This is a genomic window from Blautia sp. MSJ-36 (assembly GCF_018917985.1).
GTDB lineage: Bacteria > Bacillota > Clostridia > Lachnospirales > Lachnospiraceae > Blautia_A.
This window is the reverse complement of the sequence record NZ_JAHLPQ010000016.1, coordinates 23,367-45,243: the sequence shown is the minus strand read 5'-3', so window position 1 is coordinate 45,243 and position 21,877 is coordinate 23,367. Positions and strand designations below refer to the sequence as shown.

Here is a 21,877-nt window from a genome sequence, read left to right as displayed (position 1 = left end):
TTATATTATCATTTGCGTTTTCTCTTAACTGCCACTACAGTTCCCAGACATCCTGCTGATACCGCAAGAGTCAGCACAAAAATAGCAATATTTGTATTATCTCCTGTTTTTGGTGAATTGGATACAGAAGTCGCATCAGAACCATGGGAACCAGGAGTGCTGACTCCCTGGTTTTCTGATGTTTCCGGAGTGTCTTTTTCCGGAGCTTTCTTATTTGTCAGATCCAGAGTATATTCAATCACAGGAGTACGGTCATTGACATATTCAAACTGAATCTTATGCTCGGTTTCATCAAGCTGATAGCCATCCAGTGTTTTTGTTTCTTTCAGGATATATGTGATTGCTTTTTTATACTGCCCATTCTTAAAAGTCGCAATCGGATAATTCTTTGATTCTGCATGGCCGGCACTGTCTGTTACCAGAGTTTCCAGAACTTTACCTTTACTGTCACAAAGGGCAAATTCTACACCTTTCATTGGCTTCTTGGTGTCTTTATCTGTTTTATTTAAGATTACCTTGCCCATTGCCTGTTCATCTTCCATTTTGGCTCCCTGAACATCTCCGGTGTCCTTAACCTCAAATGTCACTTTATTTGCCACAATATAGCCTTTCGGTGCTGTTTCCTCCAATAATGTATAAGTACCGATTGGAAGTTTCTCTACATAATGGGGCTGATCACCAGATGTCCAGCTTTCCATAACTTCCTGGTTTTCATTAAGAATATACAGTTTAGCACCTTTGACCTCGCTGCTTCCATCTGTCATATCAACTTTACTGATCAGAATTTTTGTTGTATCATCCTGCATTTCTACTTTCTGTATATCTGCAGTATTTTCTACTACAAACGTAATGGATTCTGCAGTTGCATAACCATCAGCAGGAATTGTCTCTGTTAATGTATATTTCTTTCCAACTTCCAGTTCCTTAATGATGTGTGGTGTGCTTCCGGAAGTCCACTCATCCACAACGTTTCCCTCTGGATCGGATACTTTCAGTTTTGCACCTGGTAATTCTTCCCCAGTTGTAAGATCTGATTTTGTGATTTCAAAAGTAGTTGGCTCGTCTTCATAAGTGAACTCAAAGGATACTTCTGCAACATCTTCTCTCGCATAAGTAAAGTCAAATTCCTTGATTTCTTCTGTTGTTACAAATCCTGCAGGAGCCTGCACTTCTTTTACATAGTAGCTGCCATTGATTGGAAGATCTGCCGTAAATACAATTCTTCCATCCTGATCCGTAGCTTTCTGCTCGATCATGGTATCTGCTTTCATGATTACTTCGCCTTCTGCATTTAAAATATCATTCTTTGTATAAAGTGCAAATACTCCGCCTTCCAGAACACGATCTGTATTTTTTTCTTTCTTAACTACAGTTACTTTTGCTTTCTGGCGGTTATTCTGCCAGTCCTCATCATAAGTCACAACCGGAGTATTCTGATCACGATAAGTCAGATCAACCTCTCTGATTTCTCCATCCAGAACATATCCATCCGCCGCCTCTTTTTCCTTTACATAATATTTGCCTAAAGGAAGATCTTCTGATCTCGCATATCCAAGAGCATCTGTCGTAATTGTTGCTACCAGTTCGTCCTTTTTATAATAATCACTGCTTTCCCCATCTGCAGCCTTGATATCCTCCGCTGCATAAATTTCAAAAGTAACATCTTTCAAAGAACCTGTAACATAACCAAATGCTGCGTCCATGCCGCCTGCCAGCATATCTTTCCAGGTAACTTCTTTGACAAATTCACCTTTTTTATTGATGATGATTCGTCCAACCGGAACAGCATCCTTCATCTCTACTTTTTGAACTTCTGCGGTATCAGAAACTGTAAATTTCACTTCCTCTGCCTGCAGATAACCATATGGTGCAAACTCTTCCCGAAGTGTGTAGGTTTTTCCCACATGGAGTCTCTTTATTACATGAGCTTTTCCTTTTACAGAAGTCCATTTTTCTACTTCTTTTCCGTCTGAATCCAAAACCGTCAGTGTTGCTCCGTCAAGTTCCACACCTGTTGTAATATCTGATTTCGTAAATTCAGTTGTTGTCGGCGCATTCCTAAAAACAGTTTCCAGTTTTACTGTTTTTACTTCCTGTCCCTGATATTTCGCAGTCACCTCAATCTGCTCATCCGAAGATACAAAACCATCTGGGGCTGCCAGTTCTTTTATATAATAAGTTCCAAATGGCAGATCCTGCTCAAAAACAGCTTTTCCATCTTCACCTGTTACCGCTTTTGTAAGCAGTTCGTCTGCTTTTACCAGTACCTTATCCCCTGCTTTTATATCCTCTTTTGCGTAAAGACCAAACTCTGCTCCAGAAAGCCCTTTCTCATTTTCAGCATCTTTTTTCACAACTGACACTTCTACTTTCTGGCGGTCATTTATAAACTCTGCACTCTGTGAGATCACTGGTGTATTCTGGTCTGCATAGACGAAAGAAATCTTCTGTTCTTCTTCATTTAATACAAATCCCTCCGGTGCAGTCTTTTCTACAACTTTGTATTCTCCTAGAGGCAGATTATCAAGCTCTGCTTTTCCGGATTCATCCGTTGTCAGTTCTGCAACTTTTTCACCCTTTGCATATTTCAGGATTCTTTTTCCTGTATCATCTTTCTGGAAATCTGCTGTATAGATATCCTCTGCAGCATATACTTCATATACTGCACCGGAAAGGTTTTGAACTTCATACCTAAAATCATTCTTATAGGTCGAAAGAACCTCTCCTTTTTTCTGTACAGTGAGTTTTCCTTTCACCGAATGGTCCTCATATACCACTTCAATGACCGCATCACCTGAAACCGGATCCGTCTGATACAGGGTATTGGTATCCACCTGTATTTCGACATAATTTTTGTTAATGGTATAACCGTCCGGTGCTGTTACCTCTTCGATTCTATAATGACCAATTTTTAAATTCTGAGGCAGTATCAGATATCCATCTATATCTGTGAAATATGAGGTATGTGTAACAGTTGTCGGGTATGTAGTTACCTGCTCTACATATTTTTCATGATCCATATCATAAATTTTAAACTCTGTTCCCGGAATTAGAACAGATTTTTTAGTCTCATCATCCTGTTTGATAATTTTCAGTTTTGCAGAAAATTCTTTATCCAAAAGAACTCTCCATGTCTGCGGCTCTGTTGGTTTATTCTCTGTAATCCGGACAATAAAATCATCTACAGGTTTGTAATTATGGGGTGTTGTAGTTTCTCTCACCAGATATGTTCCATATGGAATTGCAATGGATTTTACATAGCCTTTCTCATTTGTAAAAATTTCCGTTGCTCCATTTTCACCGATCACAACTGGCTCTGCAGAGGAAAAATCATAATTTCCATCCTCTTTTACCACCAAAGAAGATACCAGATATGCACTAAATCCAGCTCCGGATAGTAATGCAGCATCTGTGTCTCCATTATTGGCAGCTTTAATAAGTTCAAACGGCTGTTTCTTCACCGTTTCCAGTGAGGTACACTCTTTTTCTACAACCGCTGTCAGATCACCTTCATCACTGCATACAAGATCATATTCATGCTCGTCTGCCAGATATCCTACGGATGGGGTAATTTCCTTGATGTAATACTCTCCAAGATAAAGATTCTCTATCCTTGCTTTTCCTTCTTTATCGGTAGTTAGCGTACCAATCTGGCTTCCGGCTTTATAAATAACGCCTGTCTTTCCATCTGGATGGGTAATGTCGTTTCTTGCATAAAGTCCATACACCGCATTTTCCAGGGAAGCATCTCCCTGTGCCTTATTTTCTTTTGTCTCGGCATCTTTTTTATTCAAAGAGATTGCAGCACTGACCCTGTCATTCACAAAAGTATGACTGAAAGAAATTTTTGCCTGTTCATCATTGGTATAACTGAACTGGAAAGAATAAGTATCTTTCTCATTTCTGACATAACCAGCCGGAGCCTGGACTTCTTTTACATAATAAGAAAATCCCACTGGAAGATCTGCTTTAAATGCTGCTTTTCCATCAGTACCAGTAATTGCAGTCTCAATCAGAGCATCTTTTTTTACCGCTACTTTTCCATCCACAGTTTTCATATCCTGCGCTGCAAACAGAGCAAAATGCCCTCCGGATAGTGTATTTTCAGTATCTTTGTCTTTCTTTATCACCTGCACCACTGCTTTCTGACGGTCATTTGTAAAGGTAGTCTCTGAGAAAGCCGCTTCTGCAGTCTGCCCTGCATAAGAAATGGTTACTTTTTTTGTTTCTTTTGCATTATAAAAATTTTCCGGGGCCTGTGCTTCTGTTACATTATAGCTTCCAAGCGGAAGATTCTTTACCGTTACAGAACCGTTCTCACCTGTGATCAGATTTTTCGCTACTTCTGCGCCTTTTTTGTAAACTGTTTTTCCACCTGCTGTTACAATATCCTCGGCAGCATATACGTTATAAACGGCTCCTTTCTGACGGCGTTTCTCATACTGGAATGAAGTTCCATTTTCATCAGATACAGCTCCTACAAAAACTTCTCCCTCTTTATAAACGGTCAGATTTCCTTTCTGCTCTTTGTCCGTTACAGTCTGTTTGGTCGTACTGCCAACTACTAATTTCACTCCATAAGAGGAAGCCTGGACAACATAACCTTCTGGTGCTGTAATTTCCTTTAAGTAAACTGTATCCTGTGTCTTAGTAAGAGTTACACGTGAAGAACCATTGCTGTCTGTTGGCGGCATTTTAGCAATCAGCTTTGTGCAGGCGTTATCACTATATACCCCATACACGGCTCCAGCTAGATTTTTTCCAGTATCTCCATCTTTCTTTGTAATTTCAATAACTGCTTCTTCCGGCCAGTCAACTGTAATCTGCAGGTCAGAGGAATCTGTATAGTAGCCAAAACCAATGTCCTGTGAACTCTCCAATTTTAAGAGCATTGCATGGAAATCCAAAGGGAAATTAGATGTAATCGCATACTTTCCTTTCAGACTGCCCATATTGGCTGTTGTAGCTACAAGATGGAATTTCTCTCCACCCTTTACAGTGACATTTCCAGATGCCGTTTTTCCTGTGGTTTCATTAACAAGGCTTACTCCGTTCTCCAGATGAATGGTAATGGTAAATGCTTCATTTGCCTTCCAGGTAAAACTTTCTGTTTCCTTTCCCGTTGCATTAACGGAAAGTCCTGGAAGAAGTTTCATTGCTGTCGGATCAGGCATTTTAGCAAGAGCTGCTTTAATCTCTTTCAGCATATTTTTAGCGGTTGTAGAAAGCGCACCTCCAAATCCGGATTCGCCATCATATAAATAGTCAACCAGGTAATGCTGCATGGCTCTTGTCTCAGAACTGCATCCATATTTTCCCATAATGGATTTTACATTATATCCATTGAATGTATGTCCCCATCCTGGACCGCCATATCCATAGAATAAGGCTTTTCTCAAATATTTATCATCTCCGCCTTCATCCAGTTCAACCATATTTTTATATGTTGTCCCACTTGGAGGTGACTGCATGGAGTGCTGCATACAATACGCATTTACTGTATAAGTCTTTCCGCCTGCTTTGTAACGAACATATTTGTAGCTGTCATTTCCACCCTGTCCCATAACTGTATCAAACGGATGAAGCTGGCCATCTGAATAATAGTAATATTTATTTGCTTCAATATTTGTTGCATCATCCCATGGAGTATCGGTTGCAAGTAACATGATACCGTTTTCTGCCTGATCCATGGAAACACTTAGATCAATGTCATCTGCTGGCATTTCAAAACTGAATTTATCCGATTCTTCGTGATAAGTCACCTCAGAATACAATAAATCTTCTGTATTCTCTGTCTGGTTTGCCTGTACTTTTGTTGTTCCTACTGCAATTAAGCTGCCTTGCGGCATATCTCCGGAAAAAACAACGGTTTCTCCTGGCTGATACTGTCCATCTTCATGGTTCAGCTCAATATGAAATTCCTCTCCACGAACAATATTTACCTGATAATTTCCATCTGCATCTTCTGTTTTCTCTGTTCCATCTGTAAAAGAGTCGTCTGTCGCCTCTGGCATTTCTTCCGGATCTGTATCTGTAATTTCTTCAAATGTGCTGTCTGTATCCGGATTATCATCTATGGCAGGTTCTTCTGTTGAAACTTCCTCAGACGGATTTTCCGGGATTGGTGTATCTATTGGCTCTTCCTCAACCGGAATTTCTGTCGGAGTTACTTCTTCATAGATTTTATCCTCTGACGGAATTTCTACATTTACCTCATCCTGCACAGGTTCTTCACTCTCTGCAGTGCCTATGGCTGGTTCCTCGCCTTCTGCTTCATTCTCATCTTCCTGGTTGCTTACAGATTCCTGATTCTCAGATTCAGCAACCTGCACCACCGCTTCCTTTACAATCAGCTTACGATTGATCTGATAAATTGGGTGGCCACTTACTGGCTCTACATAATAAACAGCTTTGTATGTATCTTCGTAATCTGTTGTAAAGTCCTGCTTTTCCTCATTTTTTGCCTCATGGAAAGTGATCTTCACCTTTTTTTCATCTGGTATTTCCAGTCCGGTAAAATCTTTCTCCACTTCAAAAATACTGCCTGTTTCCAGTTCCAGATCTTTTGCTTTTACCACCTCATCTGCATCAAGTTCATTTTTTACCTTTTCGTATAACGGTGGCTCTTCTGGCACTACATCTGCCGCATAGGACAGTATTGGAGATAGAATTGTAGATAACACTGTAAGCATTGCCAAGAATCCCGACAAAAATCTTCTCATATTTTTTTTATTCTTCATTCTTTTTTCCTTTCTTCCGTTCCGGGAAAATCAACTGAAACTTTGGATTTCCGGTTTCTGAAACCTCCATCTTTATAGTTGCTTCATACTTCCTTTTTGTTTTCTCTGATACCAGATCTTTGAAATGCACCTGCTTCTCACTCAGCAGCTTCCTGACAGTTGCTTCATCAAGTATTTTTCCCTGACTCTCAAAAAATCGGTTATTTTTCCATAAAGTAAAACTGCAATCACTTCCTGAACAATAATAATTTCTCTTTCCCACATAAACCTTATTGCCACATCTTGGGCATTTTCCAATTTCTTTCCGACCATCTGAAAATAGTTTCTGGTATTCTTCCACTGGCTGTCCATTATCACTTACCAATTTGGTAACCATTTTTTCAATTTCGAAGAGAAATTCTTCTACATTTTTCTGGCCTCTGGAAATCAGTGTCAGATCATTTTCCCATTCTGCTGTAAGTTTTGGTGATTTGATCATTTCCGGAAGAATCCTGATCAGATTTCTTCCATCTGCAGTCGGTAATATCTGCTTCTTTTTACGCTCAATAAAGCCTTTCTCAATCAGTTTTTCAATAATCGCTGCCCTGGTAGCCGGAGTTCCAAGCCCTTTTCTCTCTGCGTCTTCTATCGTATCCGAACTTCCAGCGTGTTCCATGGCACTAAGGAGCGTATCCTCCGTATAATGTTTCGGCGGTGCTGTAAAATGTTCACTAAATTTTACAACAACACATTCAAATACCTGTCCTATTTTTATATCTGGAAAATCACTTTCCTCCTCTTCTGGCTTTTCTGCATTTTTCCCATATGATTTAAAGAACCGTTCTTCCACTTCTTTCCATCCATATTGGAGAACATTCTTTCCAGATGCAGTAAACAGTTCTCCATGACAGGAAATTTCAGTCTTAATACTCTCATATATGTATTCCTGTTCCGATGCACATAATAACTTTGATGCAATCAGCATAAGAATTTCTTTTTCTCCACCCGGAAGTGCTTTTAAATCCGTGTTTGCAATTTCTACCGTTGGTATAATTGCATGATGATCTGATACCTTTTTGCTGTTTAAAAGTCTTTTTATCTCTGGTTCCGAACCCTTCATTGATATTTCTGGAAATACTCTATTTACCGCATCAATAACCAAAAACGCATTTTCTTCCATATCATCTGTAAGATATTGGCTATCCGTCCTTGGATACGTCACCAGTTTCTTCTCATAAAGGCTTTGGGTATAGTCCAAGGTTTGCTGTGCCGTAAATCCAAGAAGACGATTTGCTTCCCTCTGTAATGTGGTCAGATCATATAATTTCGGCGGCTGTACCTTTTTCTTCTCTTTCTTTACTGAAAGAATCTGTGCAGTTTCATCCTTCATATCCTCCATCATCTGAACGGCAGCACTTTTCTCTTTTATCCGGTTGCTTACAGCATCCAATCCATCCATCAGAAGATGAACCAGATAATACTTCTCTTTCTGGAAGTTCTCGATGCTCTTTTCCCGTTCCACCAGCATTGCAAGTGTAGGTGTCTGCACCCGACCTACAATCAACCGATGGTGATACAGCACCGTAAACAGTCTGGTGGCATTAATTCCCACCAGCCAGTCTGCTTCACTTCTCGCCACCGCAGAATAATAAAGATTATCATATTCATGTCCATCTTTCATCTGCTGAAATCCTTCCAGAATTGCTTTTTCCTCCATGGAAGAAATCCACAGTCTTTTAAAGGGAAGTTTACATTCTGCCTGGTTATATACCAGGCGGAAAATCAACTCCCCTTCTCTTCCTGCATCTGTTGCACATATAATTTCTGTGACATCTGCTCTGTGAAGCAGTTCCTTTAAAACCCGAAACTGCCCTTTGGTACTTTCTTTAATCTGATATTTCCAATTCTCCGGGATCATGGGAAGTGTTTCATATTTCCATGCTTTCCAGTCATACCGGTACTGATCTGCACTGGCCAGTTCAATCAAATGCCCAATACACCAGGAAACCAGATACTCTTTTCCTTCCAGATAGCCATCTTTTACGTTTGTGGCATGAAGCACCTTCGCAATGTTTCTGGCTACGCTGGGTTTTTCCGCAATTACAAGCTGCAATTTTCTATCTCCTTTCTGCACCTGTCGCTGTAATTAAGTGAAACAAAGTTATTCCTCTGATTCTTCGTCTTCTACTTCACCTTCCATTTCATATTCTTCTAATTCTTCATCATCCTCACGAATTGTATCTTCTTCCTCCTCATCGTCGTCCTCGTCCTCTTCATAATCAAAAGAAGTATTTCTTCCTTTCATAAATTTCCAATAATAGTAAGCACCACAAACTCCTGCCAGAACCAGCAGCATTAATAAAATCGTGCCGGAATTATTGCTTTTCTTCTCAGGTTCTTCCTTTTCTTCCGGTATGATCGTAACTTCTGGTTCCGGTGTCTCTGTGATCTTCTCTGTTTCAAGTGGCAGTGCGGATTCTGCAATAGCCTGGTTCTGTGGAAGTGTGACCATGTTGGTATCCGTAAAGTTCAAAAGATCATTTTCGCCTACCTCTGTAAGAAGATAAACATTTTCATCCGTTTTATCCTTATCTACAATCAGATAAAAAACCTTATCACTTTTTGTCTTGATCGTATAAAATTCCTTTCCCCCTTTGTCCTGAACTGTTCCTGTTGTCATGCCGGAAGCATAACTTTCTCCCTGCACCCGTCCGGTATCTGCTTCTGTATCCGTTTCATTTCCTGTGTTTTCTGGTTCTGTTGGTGCAGTAGCAGTCTCGTTCGTTGTCTGATGTTCCGTTACGGTTGCCGTAGCACTGGTGGGCTTACTTGCAGTTCCATCGGCTGGCAAAGAAGCTGCATTCTGCTCCGTTCCGGAAACCTCTGTATTCTCTTTTACTGCATCTGGATTTTCATAATAAGGGTTTCCTACTTTATAGATCTCTGACATATTTCCTGCTTTGTCTTTTGCCTGCAGGGTAAAGTATTCATAGGAAGTATCCGCTTTTTGCAAACGGACATTTAACGTATTATTCGTCAGTTCTGTGAATTCATTTCCATTGACATACAAAGCAGCAATTCCCGATTCCGCATCAACTCCCTGCACGATCAGTATCCCATTCTTCGCAGCCGCAATAATAGTTGGTTTGGTTTTATCAAAACACTCTATGTAACGATTCTGCTCATAAGTATTTCCATTCTGATCGGTAACTCTCACATAAACACTACAATTAGAAGAGATGGATACTTCCATATTTCCGGTTATGTCTGACCATCCTCCATTTTCTGAAAGTCTTGCTTCTACTTTTGCAATAGAAAAAGCACCTGTATTCTTTGTATCTTCCACTTGAATTTTTACGGTTGCCGTATCTGTCTGCCAGCCTTCGGGTTCTGTAAAGGTAATCCCTACTTCCGGTGTTTCCGTCACATCATTTCCTGCATCTTCCTGTGCCTGTTCCACTGGATCTGCATGAATTTCAACTTCTGATCCATCTGAAAAATCAACATCTTCCGGGCTGCTTTCTTCTGATGATTCCACTTCTACATTATCTGCCCATACAGTCAGACTTCCGGGCGAACTATAAAAGAAAGCTCCTGCCGGAAGTCCTGCTAACGTAGCTGCGGTTAAAAATACAGCTGCTCTTTTATGAAATTTCTTCATTTTCTGTCTGCTCCTTTTCTCTGGTTTCCAATATCTTTTTTTGTTCCTCCTTGCTGATATCAATCATCAACTGAAGTTCCTCTGCGGAAACTCCATTGCTTCGGATAATTTTCAGATACTCCATATCCTCTGCCTGTTTCTTCTGTTCTTCCAGATCCCTTGCTTTTTTCTGTAGCTTTTCAATCTTAACGTAGGTTCTTGCAAGTTCTTCTTTTATTCGTTCAATGTTCAAATACGCCCCTCCTTATGGCCTGCCAAAAGCATAAAAATGAGACTGCCAGTATGCAGAATTAATGGACGTATACTGAATTGGATTTCCACAATGGATCATCTGTCCATCTCCGGCATAAATTCCTACGTGGGTAACCGGCTCTCCCGCATCATACGTCCCAGTGAAAAAGATAATATCTCCTGGCCTTGCTTCTTCTGGTGATACAGGCATACAAATGTCATAAATTCCCTGTGCAGTAAGTCTTCCCATATTGCAGACACCCGAATTGGTAAACACATAGCTTACAAAACCAGAACAGTCAAAAGAAGTCTCCGGGCTGGAACCGCCCCATACATACGGCATACCAAGATATTTGTCTGCTTCCGCAAATAATCTCCGCACAGTCTCATCATCATAACTGCCGCCTCCACCATACAGCCCGCTATCTCCGGTACTGATATAAAAAACAGGATTATAATATTCCCCATCTTTGACCAGTTCCAAATATAACTGGCTTCCGGTTGCACTTCCTGTACTTCCCGTTGTACCAATTACAGTATCTGTTGTTACTTCCTGACCATTTGCTACCGAAATGCTCTGCAGATAAGCGTATTTAATCTGCACACCTTTTTTATCCTGCGTAACTACATAATTTCCAAAAGTTCCGCTATATCCTACATCTACAACAAAACCATTCATCGCTGACTTCACTTCTGTTCCCTGTCGTACATTAACCGTCACACCTCTGTGAAGTTGTGTCTGCCCGGTTCCATTGTTTACAGAATACCCATAATAGGTACTGATATAGGCATACCAGTTTAACTCAACCGGAGTTTTATATGTCTGTAAATTTCCTCTGTTGGAATAGACCTCTTCATAAATTTCCTGCTCATCCTCTTCCATTCTGGACAGAATAACACTTCTAAGCGTTTTGCCTGAACAGAAACATTCAGTACATCTGCAGTTACTGTACGGGTAACTTCCACAGAGTTCTGATTGCCCTCTGCCAGAAAACATTCCCAGGTCTGATGACCATGTGCCTCAGCTACTGCGTGATTATCATAATAAACATCAAACTGGACACCATACTGGGCAAAGTTTCCAGTATCTTCTACGGTGTACTCAATCCCATTCATCACTACTTTCGTCCCCATTGGAAGAAATGGGTTTGCAGCATCAACCGCAAGCGTATGATTAGCCTGTGGCATTGCCCCTGAAGCAGTTGGTCCTCCACTCCACACGCCACAGCAGATAGGACAGTTACAGTATCCACTGGTCACAACATTTCCCAATGACTGCCCTACCTGTATTGTAGATGTTTCCTGCCGGGTTTCACTTTTTTCCTCTACGGTGATTCCGTACTGTAAAGAAAAAATTGTTTCCAGTTCTCCTTTTATCTCATCAAACTTAAAATCCCCATACCTGGCAGTCAGATAACTGATCAATGTATGGGGATCATGGCCGATTTCACCAATGTTATATCTGTATTCATCTTTTCCTGGATACCGGGCTTCCATCTGGTTTATTTTCTGTTGAAGACTGGCTTCCAACTGCGTATAATACAACTCTGCTTTTTCAATTTCGTCCGAATCCGCAATGTAACTGGAAGCGATTACCGTAGAAATTCCATTAGAAAACATAGCCGAACAGGAAGCAAATCCTGTCATTACGGAAAGAAGCAAAATCAATAACAACCCCATTGAGATCAGAGTAGTTACATTTCTTACAAATACTTCCTGTGCCTTTCTTGCAATTTTAGTAGCAAGATTTACTGACCGGATTGAGGTGTCTTTTGTTTCTTTTGCAATCTTCCCAGCCCGGTATGCCATCTGATACTCTCGCTTAATCCTCTGCTTCTGTATTAATTTTCTGATCAGCTTTTTCTGCATCTCTGGATGTTCTTCCAGATATTTCTGATATTGATACCTGGATGCACTCTTCCAGGCTCTTTGCTCTAAACGGTTTTCTTTGTGTATCTGACTGCGGTTCTTCCGGATATTTCTACTGCTATGTTCCTGTAATATCCACTCACCTGAACGCACCAGCTTATGTGCTGCATCTACAGCACTGTTTTCCTCTTCGTCTTCGCCTGCTTTCTGATATACTGCATTTTTTAATGCTTTCTTTGGAACAGAAGACAAGGTTTTCTTTTTACCATCCGTTTTCCCTGTTTTTTTGTCGAAATATAAATGGTACTTTACCTTTGCTTTCTGTTCCTCATTTGTTTTCTTGGTATAAACAGAATCTTTCGGAATTTTGTTCTGCCTCTCAGCTTCCTGTTTTCTTGCAGCCTTATCCACTTCCTGATAAGTTTTTATTGTTTTTCGGCTATATTTCTGCTTTCCTTTTTTTCGGTTTGTAGAAACATCATTCTTCTCTGCCTGAAAATGTCCTCCATCTGTTTCAGCCGAAGTTTTCTTTTCTTTCTTCAGACTTCCATCTGTCTCCAGTTTTCCAAACTGCAGTCTCTGCTGTTTCTTTTTCTGTCGCTGATACTGGCTCCTGTGTTTTTCTTTGCGCTCACGTATTTCTACCGCTGAATCCACAGATACACCTGCAGGCTTGTCCCGATATCTGTACCGTCCCTGTGTTTTTCGTTTTCCCGGAGGACTGTTTGCAGCCTCTTCTTTTTTGGCAGGATTTCCCTCCTGAACTTTTTCGGAAAATTGTTTCTTTTCAGCTTTTTTATGAGAGTTTTTCTTCTTTTCAGAAGTAATAAATGCCTGTTCTACATCCTTCTGTTTATAAGGCAACTCCTGATCGCTGTTTGTAACTTTTCTGGTCTCCTTTGTTGCAAGATTTTCCTCAACCAGACCATTTCTGGTCATACGGCTGACTTTCTTCTCTTTCGCCGTATATTTTTGTTTTCCCAATGTACCTCACCTCTGCTTTTTTGTCCGTTAAGTCTGAATCTCATCCGGTTTAGTACTCATCAAAGCATAGGTTCTGGTATCCTGCGGATATCTGTCTGCAAAAGGTATGATTACATTTCCGTAAAAAAGCAGCCCTTCTCCTGCATTACTGTTATTTACAAAAGAAATCTGATGCTTGGAAATATTCAATTTCTCCGCAAGGATCTTCTGATCCCCGCTGTGCTGATTTAACATCAGGATAAAATCACTGTTTCCCACAATACTTTCTACTGCCAGAGAGCCAAGAAAATCTGTTACATTCTGACTGATTCCTGTAATGATTCCACCCCACTTACGAAATCTCTTCCACATTTCAATAGAATAATTAGCAGTCTGTGGCTGGTTCAGCAAAAGGTGAAATTCATCCACATAATAACGGGTTGATTTCCTGCGACTGCGGTTCTGTGATACTCTTGTCCAAACCATATGCTGGACAATCAACATCCCTGCTTTTCGTAGTGTGGTTCCAAGTTCCCGGATATCAAAGCATACCACTCTGTTCTGCGTATCGACATTACTTCGATGGTTAAATACATTCTGCGATCCTGTTACATACAACTGCAGACTGTTGGCAATGTTCTGTGCTGCTGGTTTATCTGGTGCATAAAAGTTCAGACGTTCATAGAAATCCTGCAGAGTCGGCATATTTTCCGGTTTTGGATCATTGTAAAGATATTTTTTATAAATGTCTTTTACACACAGGTCAATCATGGAAACCTCATCACCATTTAATTCTGCATTTTGAGGTTTCTTCATAATGACCTCGCAGAAAGATGTGATAAACTCTGCTTTATCAGCAATAATGGTATCAATATCCTCCACATCGCCATTAATCCTGTATTTCTCCGGATGATAAATAACATCCAGGTTCACTTCCATAGGATTGATGTAATCATTACTTTTTGCACTGATTTTAATAACTTCACCATTTAAGGCATTTACCAGCGGAAAATATTCTCCCTCCGGGTCACAGATAATAATGTCATCGTCTGTAATCAGGAAAACATTGAGAATTTCTCTTTTCGTTGCAAAACTCTTACCGGAACCAGGAGTACCCAAAATCAGGCCGTTAGGTGTTTTCAATCGTTTCCGATCCACCATAATGAGATTGTTTGACAGTGCATTTAAGCCATAGTAAAGAGCTTCACCGCCTTGGAAAAGTTCCTGTGTGGTAAACGGAACAAAGATTGCTGTAGAAGTCGTAGTCATAATTCTCTGTATTCCAGTCTGGTTCATTCCCAGTGGTAGTGATGCCACAAGTCCCTGTTCCTGCTGATATTGAAGTCTCCGTATATTGCAATTATATTTCTGGGCGATTCCTGCAGTCTGATACACAATATTGTCCAGTTTTCTCTTATTGTCCGCTGTATTCATCAGCAAAAAAGTAAGTTCAAAAAGTTTCTCATTCCTGGACTGGATTTCATTGAGCAATCCCTCCACATCCTCTCCGTATGTAGAAATGTCCGTTGGAATAATATCCATATCATATCCGCTTCTGACCGCTTTCTTCTGTTCTTCAATTTTCATTTTCTGAATATTTGACAGCGTACTTTTCAGGCTTTTAATAGCTGCCTTGGGATCAATTGGACGCAGGTGCATATTGATGATAAGATTCTCTTCCAGATCCAGCAGATCTGCCAGCAGTTTATCCGTAAGTTCTGGTGATGTAATCTGTAAATATGACACGCATCCAAAAGTCTGTCCCATCCGAAAATAGCTGTCATTGCGAAAATCAAATCCGGTAGGTGCAATAAAGTCTTTTGTCTGCAGACCTGTTTTTGCAACCATCCCATAATGGAAATGGAAAGATTCTTTTGTGTCCATATTCATCACATCATGCAGAATTTTCAGACGTTCTACCCCATTTAAAGGCTCTGCCATGGCTCCCATCACCTTAAAATTATTCAATACACTGGCTTCAATTCTCTCCAGCCTGGATTTTGCATTTCGCAGATTATCCGCCTTAATGGAAAATGTAATATATTTTGTTTTTACAAGCCCATTATTTCCTTTGGAAAGCTGCATTTTCAACATATCCGAATATTCTTTCCGAATATCATTGAAACAGTCATCCTGCTCTGGAATATCAATATTTTTTGCATACTCATCAAAATTCACCTGTTGATTAAGAAATGTAATTTGTACCTCAACAGAGCTGTCAAATGAATTCAGGAACTCACAATAGTTCTCAAAAATAGCCGCTTTATCATCATTCTGCGCTAACTGGTAATTTATATCGTAGAACTGCACCATCTTTGAATAATAGTTATCATCTGTCCTGCAGATACCATCCTTATATATTTCCTTATATGGAATCGTATCCTGCGCTGTAAAAGGCTTCCTCTTCTTCTGATTCTCCGCTTTTATCATCCGAAGTTCTTTCAGACGCTTTTTTTCTTCTTTCGTAAGTCCGGTTTTCTGTTTCTTATTTTTTTCGGTCTGCTTTTTTAAGGAAATGGAACGGATTTCTCGCTTCCCTGGCTTCTTTTGCCTTTTTCTCAAGCCATGCACCCTCTTTCTCTAATTTATCGTACTCTATAATCCGGTCATATAAGTTTTGGGAACGATAGACCCTGATTCCAGGTCTTAAAAATTTCTGCCGGATAATGTGAAGCAATATTTTCTCTGCTGGAAATCCATCCTTTTCATACATTGCAAAAAAGAAAAATGGCAGCATCACTATGATCATAAGCGTTGCTGCCACATCTGTTCCCAGTCCTGCTTTTGTCAGCAAATAGACCGGAACACCACAAATTCCTGCCAGAGAAAAACATATAATTTGTCTTTTAGTTAAATTCAGTGCTAATTTTGTCTTTATTTTTGAAAAATCTTTCGGCACTGGAACATATGCCATATTCTTGTTTCCTCCTAATGTGCATTGAAGATTGATTTTGCCAGGGAACTGGTCTTAAACAGGCTGAAACATAAAATAACTGTATATGCTGCAACTGACCAGATAGCTGTATGAAGATTATCCGCAACTGTAATAGCATTTACCAGAACTGCATAAATCGCAACACATACCATCATAAAAAATCCCTGGAATCCCAACGCTAATAATGCCTTCACGTAATTATTTCCAATACTTCCCCATTCCCTGTTCGTAAATGTTGAAAACGGAATAGGTGCCACAGAGACATAAAGATATATTTCTATCATTCGTCCATATAAAATGACGGTAATCAGGACTGATATGATTTTTAGACATAAACTGACCAGCATCGTTTCCAGACCAAGCCCCAGTAATTCTCCGATTCCCATATCTTCAATCTGCGTTTCAAGAAGCGTTTTCAATGCTTCTGTAACATCAATAGATGCGGAACCGGTTATCATACCGCCAGCATTGGATACCACATGATTCGCTACATCAAAAATTGCCATCGCAATATCAAAAGTATGAGTAACCAGATATACCGCTACCCACATCTTAAAAATGTATTTGAAAAACATAAACGTATCCGTATCGTGCATATTGTTTTTTTCCATAATCATGGAAATCAGCTCATAACACAGTACAAATGTAATAATCATCCCCGCAATGGGGACAATGACATTATCCGACAGATTTTTTATCATGGAAAAAATGCCACTGTTCCAATTTTGGGGTGTTTTCCCAACCTCTGTAGCAATCGTTTCTACTTTGGTATTTACATCGGTGAACATGGTATCCAGGTTTGATGTGATCCAGCCTGTTAGCAGATCCTTTATGAACTCTGTTATTTTTTCGGTTATTCCACCCATTTATTTATCCAAACAAAGTTGCAAGCTGTGGAATCAGGTTTATTCCAATCAGTACGATGCCACCGCCCGCCATCAACTGTATAATGCCAAATATGAGAAAATTTTTGCCCGAATGGGCTTGAAATTGATAAAAATATGATAGATTAGAAATATCTTATGGAGCTGGAACCTCTTTCGATGGTTCCAAGCTCCGGTATTGGACTTAAATTAAAATGAATTTCCATTTCCACCGCATGAGAATTATTGCTTCCCTCATCCTGCGGCTCTGAAATAACAATCTTGCTGATCAGCCGGTTCAGTATATTGGCATCCAGTTCTGTGATGTCTGTATAGCTGCCAATATCTTCTGCCCACTGTTGTGACTGGGCATCCAGCTTTTCTTCTGCATCCAGCAGTTTCTGATTTTTTACAAGCTCCTGTTTGATCTCAGACTGCTCTTTCTGTGTTTTCTCCAGCATCTTATCAAAAGTAGCTTCTGAAATCTTTTCACTGATCAGGTCATCATAAAGGCGGGCAATCAGCCGGTCAAGGGACTCCAGCCTGTCTTTCTGTTTCGCTGCCAGTTTTTCAATACTGTCCCTGTGATCCAGTTCATCTTCACAGCAAAGTTCCCGGACACGTTCTTCCATATCCTCACATCCGCCGACTGCAATTCTGGCGCATTCACGGATTTTGGAAAGTACCGCATCGTACAGATCATCTGCATCCACCCGATGCTGGCTGCAGTGTGCTTTTCCTTTATGGATGTAAGTGGAACAGCTGTAAATCTCACGTGGGTCTTTGCTGTTGGTTTTGCGGATGGTTAATGCCCCTCCGCACTCCGCACATCGAAGCAGTCCCGCAAAAATGCTGTATTCCCCAGTGGTATTCTGCCTTTTCCTCGATCTTATTTTCGCCTGTACCAGCTCAAAGGTATCCCTTGAAATAATCGGTTCATGGGTATCTTCCACTGTAATCCATTCATCCGGTGCCTTGTCTCCCTGTGAGCCAATTTTAAACCGGTAATACCTCTTCTGGGATGCCATATCCCCACAGTAGACCGGATTCCGGAGCAAGTCTTTCAGGTATGATTCATCCCAGACATATTTCCCGTTTTCCGGGTCTTTCTGCTCCCATTTGGTGTAATAAGTACGGTTCCCCCGTTTCCGGTGCCACCATGACGGGCAAGGGACTTTCTGGCGTTCCAGCTCCCGGGAAATATAATTGATTCCCCGTCCATCCACCGCCCACTGGAATATCTTCCTGACAATGGGTGCCGTTTCCTCATCTATCAGGAGATGCCCCTTTTCGTCCGGGTCTTTTAAGTACCCCAAAGGAGGAACCACACCGGTAAACTTGCCTTTCGTAGCCTGCAGATGGTAAGAAGCATGTACTTTCTTGGAAATATCCCTTGAATACATCTCGTTCAGGACGTTCTTGAATGGGGCGATCTCATTATCCCCGGCATACGTGTCCACGTTATCATATAATGCCACATACCGGACACCATGCTTCGGGAAAAATTCTTCCATCAGATACCCGGTCTGTACGTGGTTCCTTCCCAGACGGCTCTGGTCTTTCGTGATAACCAGATTGACCAGGCCTTTTTCACATGCCTGCAAAAGTCTCTGTAAATCAGGACGCTCTGTGTTTAATCCGGTGTACCCATCATCCTGAAACACCCCTACGATCTGCCAGCCCTGCGAATTACAGTAATTCGTCAGGATATCCCTCTGATTGGAAATACTGGCACTCTCGCCATTCAGTTCATCATCCTTGGAAAGCCTGCAGTAAATACCGACTCTCCATGTATCACAGTTGTCTTTTCGTCTGCTGTTTTGATACATCATTGCGTTGTTCATCTGATACCTCCGTTCCTTTCGCACATCCTACGCAGATTTCAGATTACTGAACTCATGTTCATTATAATCCTCATCTGTCATTTTTGCAAGATAATCTTTCCTTTTCGTGTCCTTTATTTTCTGTGCGATCACCTCTGCAAAGACCTGTGACGCATCCTGATCGCCATCAAAAAACACCTTGATATTTATAATCTTATTTTTTGTTGCCATAAAAATCCCCTCCATTTTCTGCATAAAAAAAGCAGCTAACCCATATTTCATAGACTAACTGCTCAATAACTGACTCCATATTTTTTTCTTAATCAAATAATCTCCGCCGGATTTATGAAAATATAATGAAATTTCGATTTTTCATTGATAAAAAACCAGATTAGTGGTACATTAGATATAGAAAGAGCACCCACTCCAAAGTGGATGCCTCTCGAGATGGTTATTTGTCCTTACGGACACCGCCTATCCTGTTGGCAGACAGGATAGGCATTTTTATTTCTTCTTGTGCTTTCTGTCAAGAAAGGCAAGAAACGCAACAATCAAGCTGCCAAAGGCAATCAACAAAGTCAATATGCCGATGACAAGAGACAAAATCTCATAAGCTGTCATAATCACGCACCTCCCTTCCTGTTTATTCCGTCACCATAAAGGCTTCGGTCTGTAAGGTTCGGGAGGCTACCACCCCGTCATGGGTAACTCTTCCATGGCATTTCTGCCACGGAATTATCATACCATCAATATCCAATGTTTTCAATTATAATCTGCCATATTTCCCCATGAATAGACAGCCATCTCTCCTGTCTGTCATACAAGAAAATATTTAGTGGCAGAGTGGCAGGCATTAAGGTATCTATAAAATCCTGCCTTTAAACCAGAAATCCTGCCACCTAATCTGCTTTGAGCCGGACAGTATTTTCCCGCCCTGTTCCTTTCCCATACACAAGCCGTTCCCCCATCCGGTTACGGACATCACGCATGGTTCTGGATGAAATGTTCATCGCAGCCGCTTTTTCCTGAATGTCTTTCAGCGGTATCTCTTTTCCTTCTTTCAGCATTTCCTCCATCAGCCTGGTTCCCCGTTCCAGTTTTGTCTCTGTCGGTTTTCCTTCTTTCCCGTTCAGGAGATCGTCCGCATTGATGTCATAGCCACCGATCCAGCGGAAACCTTCTTCATCTCCCAGCTTAAACGCAAGTGTCTCACCCGGAGGGGCAAGAGAACTTTTCTCATGGATCAGTACTCTCGTTGTCGGGTCTTTCTTTACCTTCCCTATAAATAAAAGGCTTCTGACAGCTGCCATAATGTCAATGGATCCCAGCCCCCGGTAGGTACTCTGCGTACCGCAGGCTTTGTTCAGATGCCCGATCAGTACAATGGCACATCCGGTCTGTTCCGCCACATTTCCCAGTTTCCGGAATACCGGACGGACTTCATTTGCCCGGTTCATATCCACATCCGCACCGATAAATGCCTGCACCGGGTCAATGATCAGGAGACGGACTTTATTCTGCCGGATGGCTCTCTCAATCCGGTCATCCATTAATGTCAGTGGAATTTCCGTATCATCAATCACCATAACCCTAGAAAGGTCGGCTTCACATTCAATCAGCCTTGGTTTAATGGTATCTCCCTTTCCGTCCTCAGCAGTCTGGTAGATTACATTGAAAGGCTCTATCGCTTCCATATTCGGGAGATATTTCCGGTTGGTGCAGGCTGCGGTCAGCTTCATGGCAAAATACGTTTTTCCTTCTCCCGGATTTCCCTGAATGATGGTCAGCTTTCCAAAAGGGATATAGGGAAACCAGAGCCATTCTACACATGTGGCTTCCACATCCTGATAATAAATCATAGGCACGATCTCTTCTTTTTCCGGGGCTTTCAGCACAACCGTATCTGCAACCGGATTCCTTCCCCGCATTTCTTCCTGATGGCAGATGATTTCATTCCAGTCTTTGAGAACCGGCTTTAAGCGAATGATCCGTTCACAGGGAACTTCTTTCCCGGCAATCTTTTCACACGCTTCCTCCCCGGCTTTGTCATTATCAAGGCAGAGAAATACCGAAGTGATATTTGGGCTGTCAGAAAGAAAGGCTGTCAGTGCCCTATCCGATGTACCGCCCAGGCTAAGATAGCTTCTCTGTTCCCAGTCTTTCGGAAAGAGCTGGATAAAAGACAAAAGGTCAATCGGTGCTTCAAATACATACAGCTGGTCACTGTTTCCTCTGTAGCAAAAACTGTACTCTTTTAATGAACCAGCCACATCTCCCCGGAATTTTTCTTCTTCCGTTCCCCTGATGTGGGCATACCGGGGAATTCCCGAACGGTCTTTCCCGACAAACACGATATTATGGTGCTTTTCATCCTCATAAATATCGCCATTCCCAATAAATACCTTTACCAGATCTTCTTGGATTCCTCTGGTCTTTGTCAGATATTCCAGTATCTTTTTTTCATCCCGGTTTCTCCTTGGAAGCCGGAAATCAGGCGAAGGGGCGGGGATGCCCTGTTTTGGGGCATCCTTCGCCACCCGCCTTTCCTCTCCCTCTTCCCCCGTCAGTTTTTTCATTGCTTCCGGGAATGTCAGCCCATAAAACTCCATCACAAAGTCAATCGGTCCACCGCCAGTCCCCCGGCTGTGCCGGAACCAGCAGTTCCCCCGGACAGTCAGGCTGTCATGAGCCATCCAGCGGTATTCCTTCCCGCTTTTCACTAATTTCTCGCCCTGTGACTGTAAAAATGAAACAAGGTCAGTGGATTTTGCCCGCCTGACCTGTTCTTCTGAATACTGCATTTTCATTTCCTC

The 21,877-nt window shown here is 41.3% G+C and carries 14 protein-coding genes and 1 pseudogene; all 15 read right to left on the bottom strand.

Going from position 1 to position 21,877, the window contains the following annotated elements:
• Positions 1-8: 8 nt before the first annotated feature.
• Complete coding sequence (locus KQI39_RS11545; protein ID WP_216418516.1) at positions 9-6,740, bottom strand: SpaA isopeptide-forming pilin-related protein; 6,732 nt, start codon at positions 6,738-6,740, stop codon at positions 9-11.
• Complete coding sequence (locus tag KQI39_RS11540; RefSeq protein WP_173722371.1) at positions 6,730-8,832, bottom strand: DNA topoisomerase 3; 2,103 nt, start codon at positions 8,830-8,832, stop codon at positions 6,730-6,732. The genes KQI39_RS11545 and KQI39_RS11540 overlap by 11 nt, the downstream gene beginning before the upstream one ends.
• A gap of 48 nt (positions 8,833-8,880) precedes the next feature.
• Positions 8,881-10,380, bottom strand: coding sequence for a CD1107 family mobile element protein (locus tag KQI39_RS11535; protein WP_173722370.1), 1,500 nt, complete (start codon positions 10,378-10,380; stop codon positions 8,881-8,883).
• The gene (locus KQI39_RS11530) at positions 10,364-10,612 is read right to left on the bottom strand and encodes a DUF4315 family protein (protein WP_021652602.1); all 249 of its coding nucleotides are present in this window, start codon (positions 10,610-10,612) and stop codon (positions 10,364-10,366) included. Before KQI39_RS11530 ends, KQI39_RS11535 begins: the two co-directional genes overlap by 17 nt.
• 12 nt (positions 10,613-10,624) lie before the next feature.
• The gene (locus KQI39_RS17910; protein WP_253293157.1) at positions 10,625-11,494 is read right to left on the bottom strand and encodes a C40 family peptidase; all 870 of its coding nucleotides are present in this window, start codon (positions 11,492-11,494) and stop codon (positions 10,625-10,627) included.
• Positions 11,410-13,464, bottom strand: coding sequence for a 3D domain-containing protein (locus tag KQI39_RS17385; RefSeq protein ID WP_253293156.1), 2,055 nt, complete (start codon positions 13,462-13,464; stop codon positions 11,410-11,412). The genes KQI39_RS17910 and KQI39_RS17385 overlap by 85 nt, the downstream gene beginning before the upstream one ends.
• A gap of 27 nt (positions 13,465-13,491) precedes the next feature.
• Positions 13,492-15,873 (bottom strand): VirB4-like conjugal transfer ATPase, CD1110 family, encoded by a 2,382-nt coding sequence (locus tag KQI39_RS11520; protein WP_117640066.1) that lies wholly within the window; start codon positions 15,871-15,873, stop codon positions 13,492-13,494.
• A gap of 55 nt (positions 15,874-15,928) precedes the next feature.
• A complete protein-coding gene (locus tag KQI39_RS11515; protein WP_005426563.1) occupies positions 15,929-16,357 on the bottom strand; it encodes a PrgI family protein in 429 nt (142 codons plus the stop codon).
• 14 nt (positions 16,358-16,371) lie between these two features.
• A complete protein-coding gene (locus tag KQI39_RS11510) occupies positions 16,372-17,244 on the bottom strand; it encodes a VirB6/TrbL-like conjugal transfer protein, CD1112 family (protein ID WP_005426566.1) in 873 nt (290 codons plus the stop codon).
• Positions 17,245-17,248: 4 nt separating this feature from the next.
• A pseudogene (locus tag KQI39_RS11505) lies at positions 17,249-17,332 on the bottom strand (Maff2 family mobile element protein); the annotation flags it as partial.
• Positions 17,333-17,387: 55 nt separating this feature from the next.
• Positions 17,388-19,085, bottom strand: a complete 1,698-nt coding sequence (locus tag KQI39_RS11500) for a recombinase family protein (protein WP_253293155.1) — start codon at positions 19,083-19,085, stop codon at positions 17,388-17,390.
• Between the two features lie 27 nt (positions 19,086-19,112).
• A complete protein-coding gene (locus KQI39_RS11495; RefSeq protein WP_216418512.1) occupies positions 19,113-19,295 on the bottom strand; it encodes a hypothetical protein in 183 nt (60 codons plus the stop codon).
• A 273-nt stretch (positions 19,296-19,568) separates the two neighbouring features.
• Complete coding sequence (locus tag KQI39_RS17380; RefSeq protein WP_243115541.1) at positions 19,569-19,685, bottom strand: putative holin-like toxin; 117 nt, start codon at positions 19,683-19,685, stop codon at positions 19,569-19,571.
• A 22-nt stretch (positions 19,686-19,707) separates the two neighbouring features.
• Positions 19,708-19,830: a hypothetical protein gene (locus tag KQI39_RS17590; RefSeq protein ID WP_256443746.1), complete on the bottom strand. Its 123-nt coding sequence runs from the start codon at positions 19,828-19,830 to the stop codon at positions 19,708-19,710.
• Between the two features lie 133 nt (positions 19,831-19,963).
• A complete protein-coding gene (locus KQI39_RS11490; protein ID WP_216418510.1) occupies positions 19,964-21,865 on the bottom strand; it encodes an AAA family ATPase in 1,902 nt (633 codons plus the stop codon).
• Between the last annotated feature and the right edge of the window lie 12 nt (positions 21,866-21,877).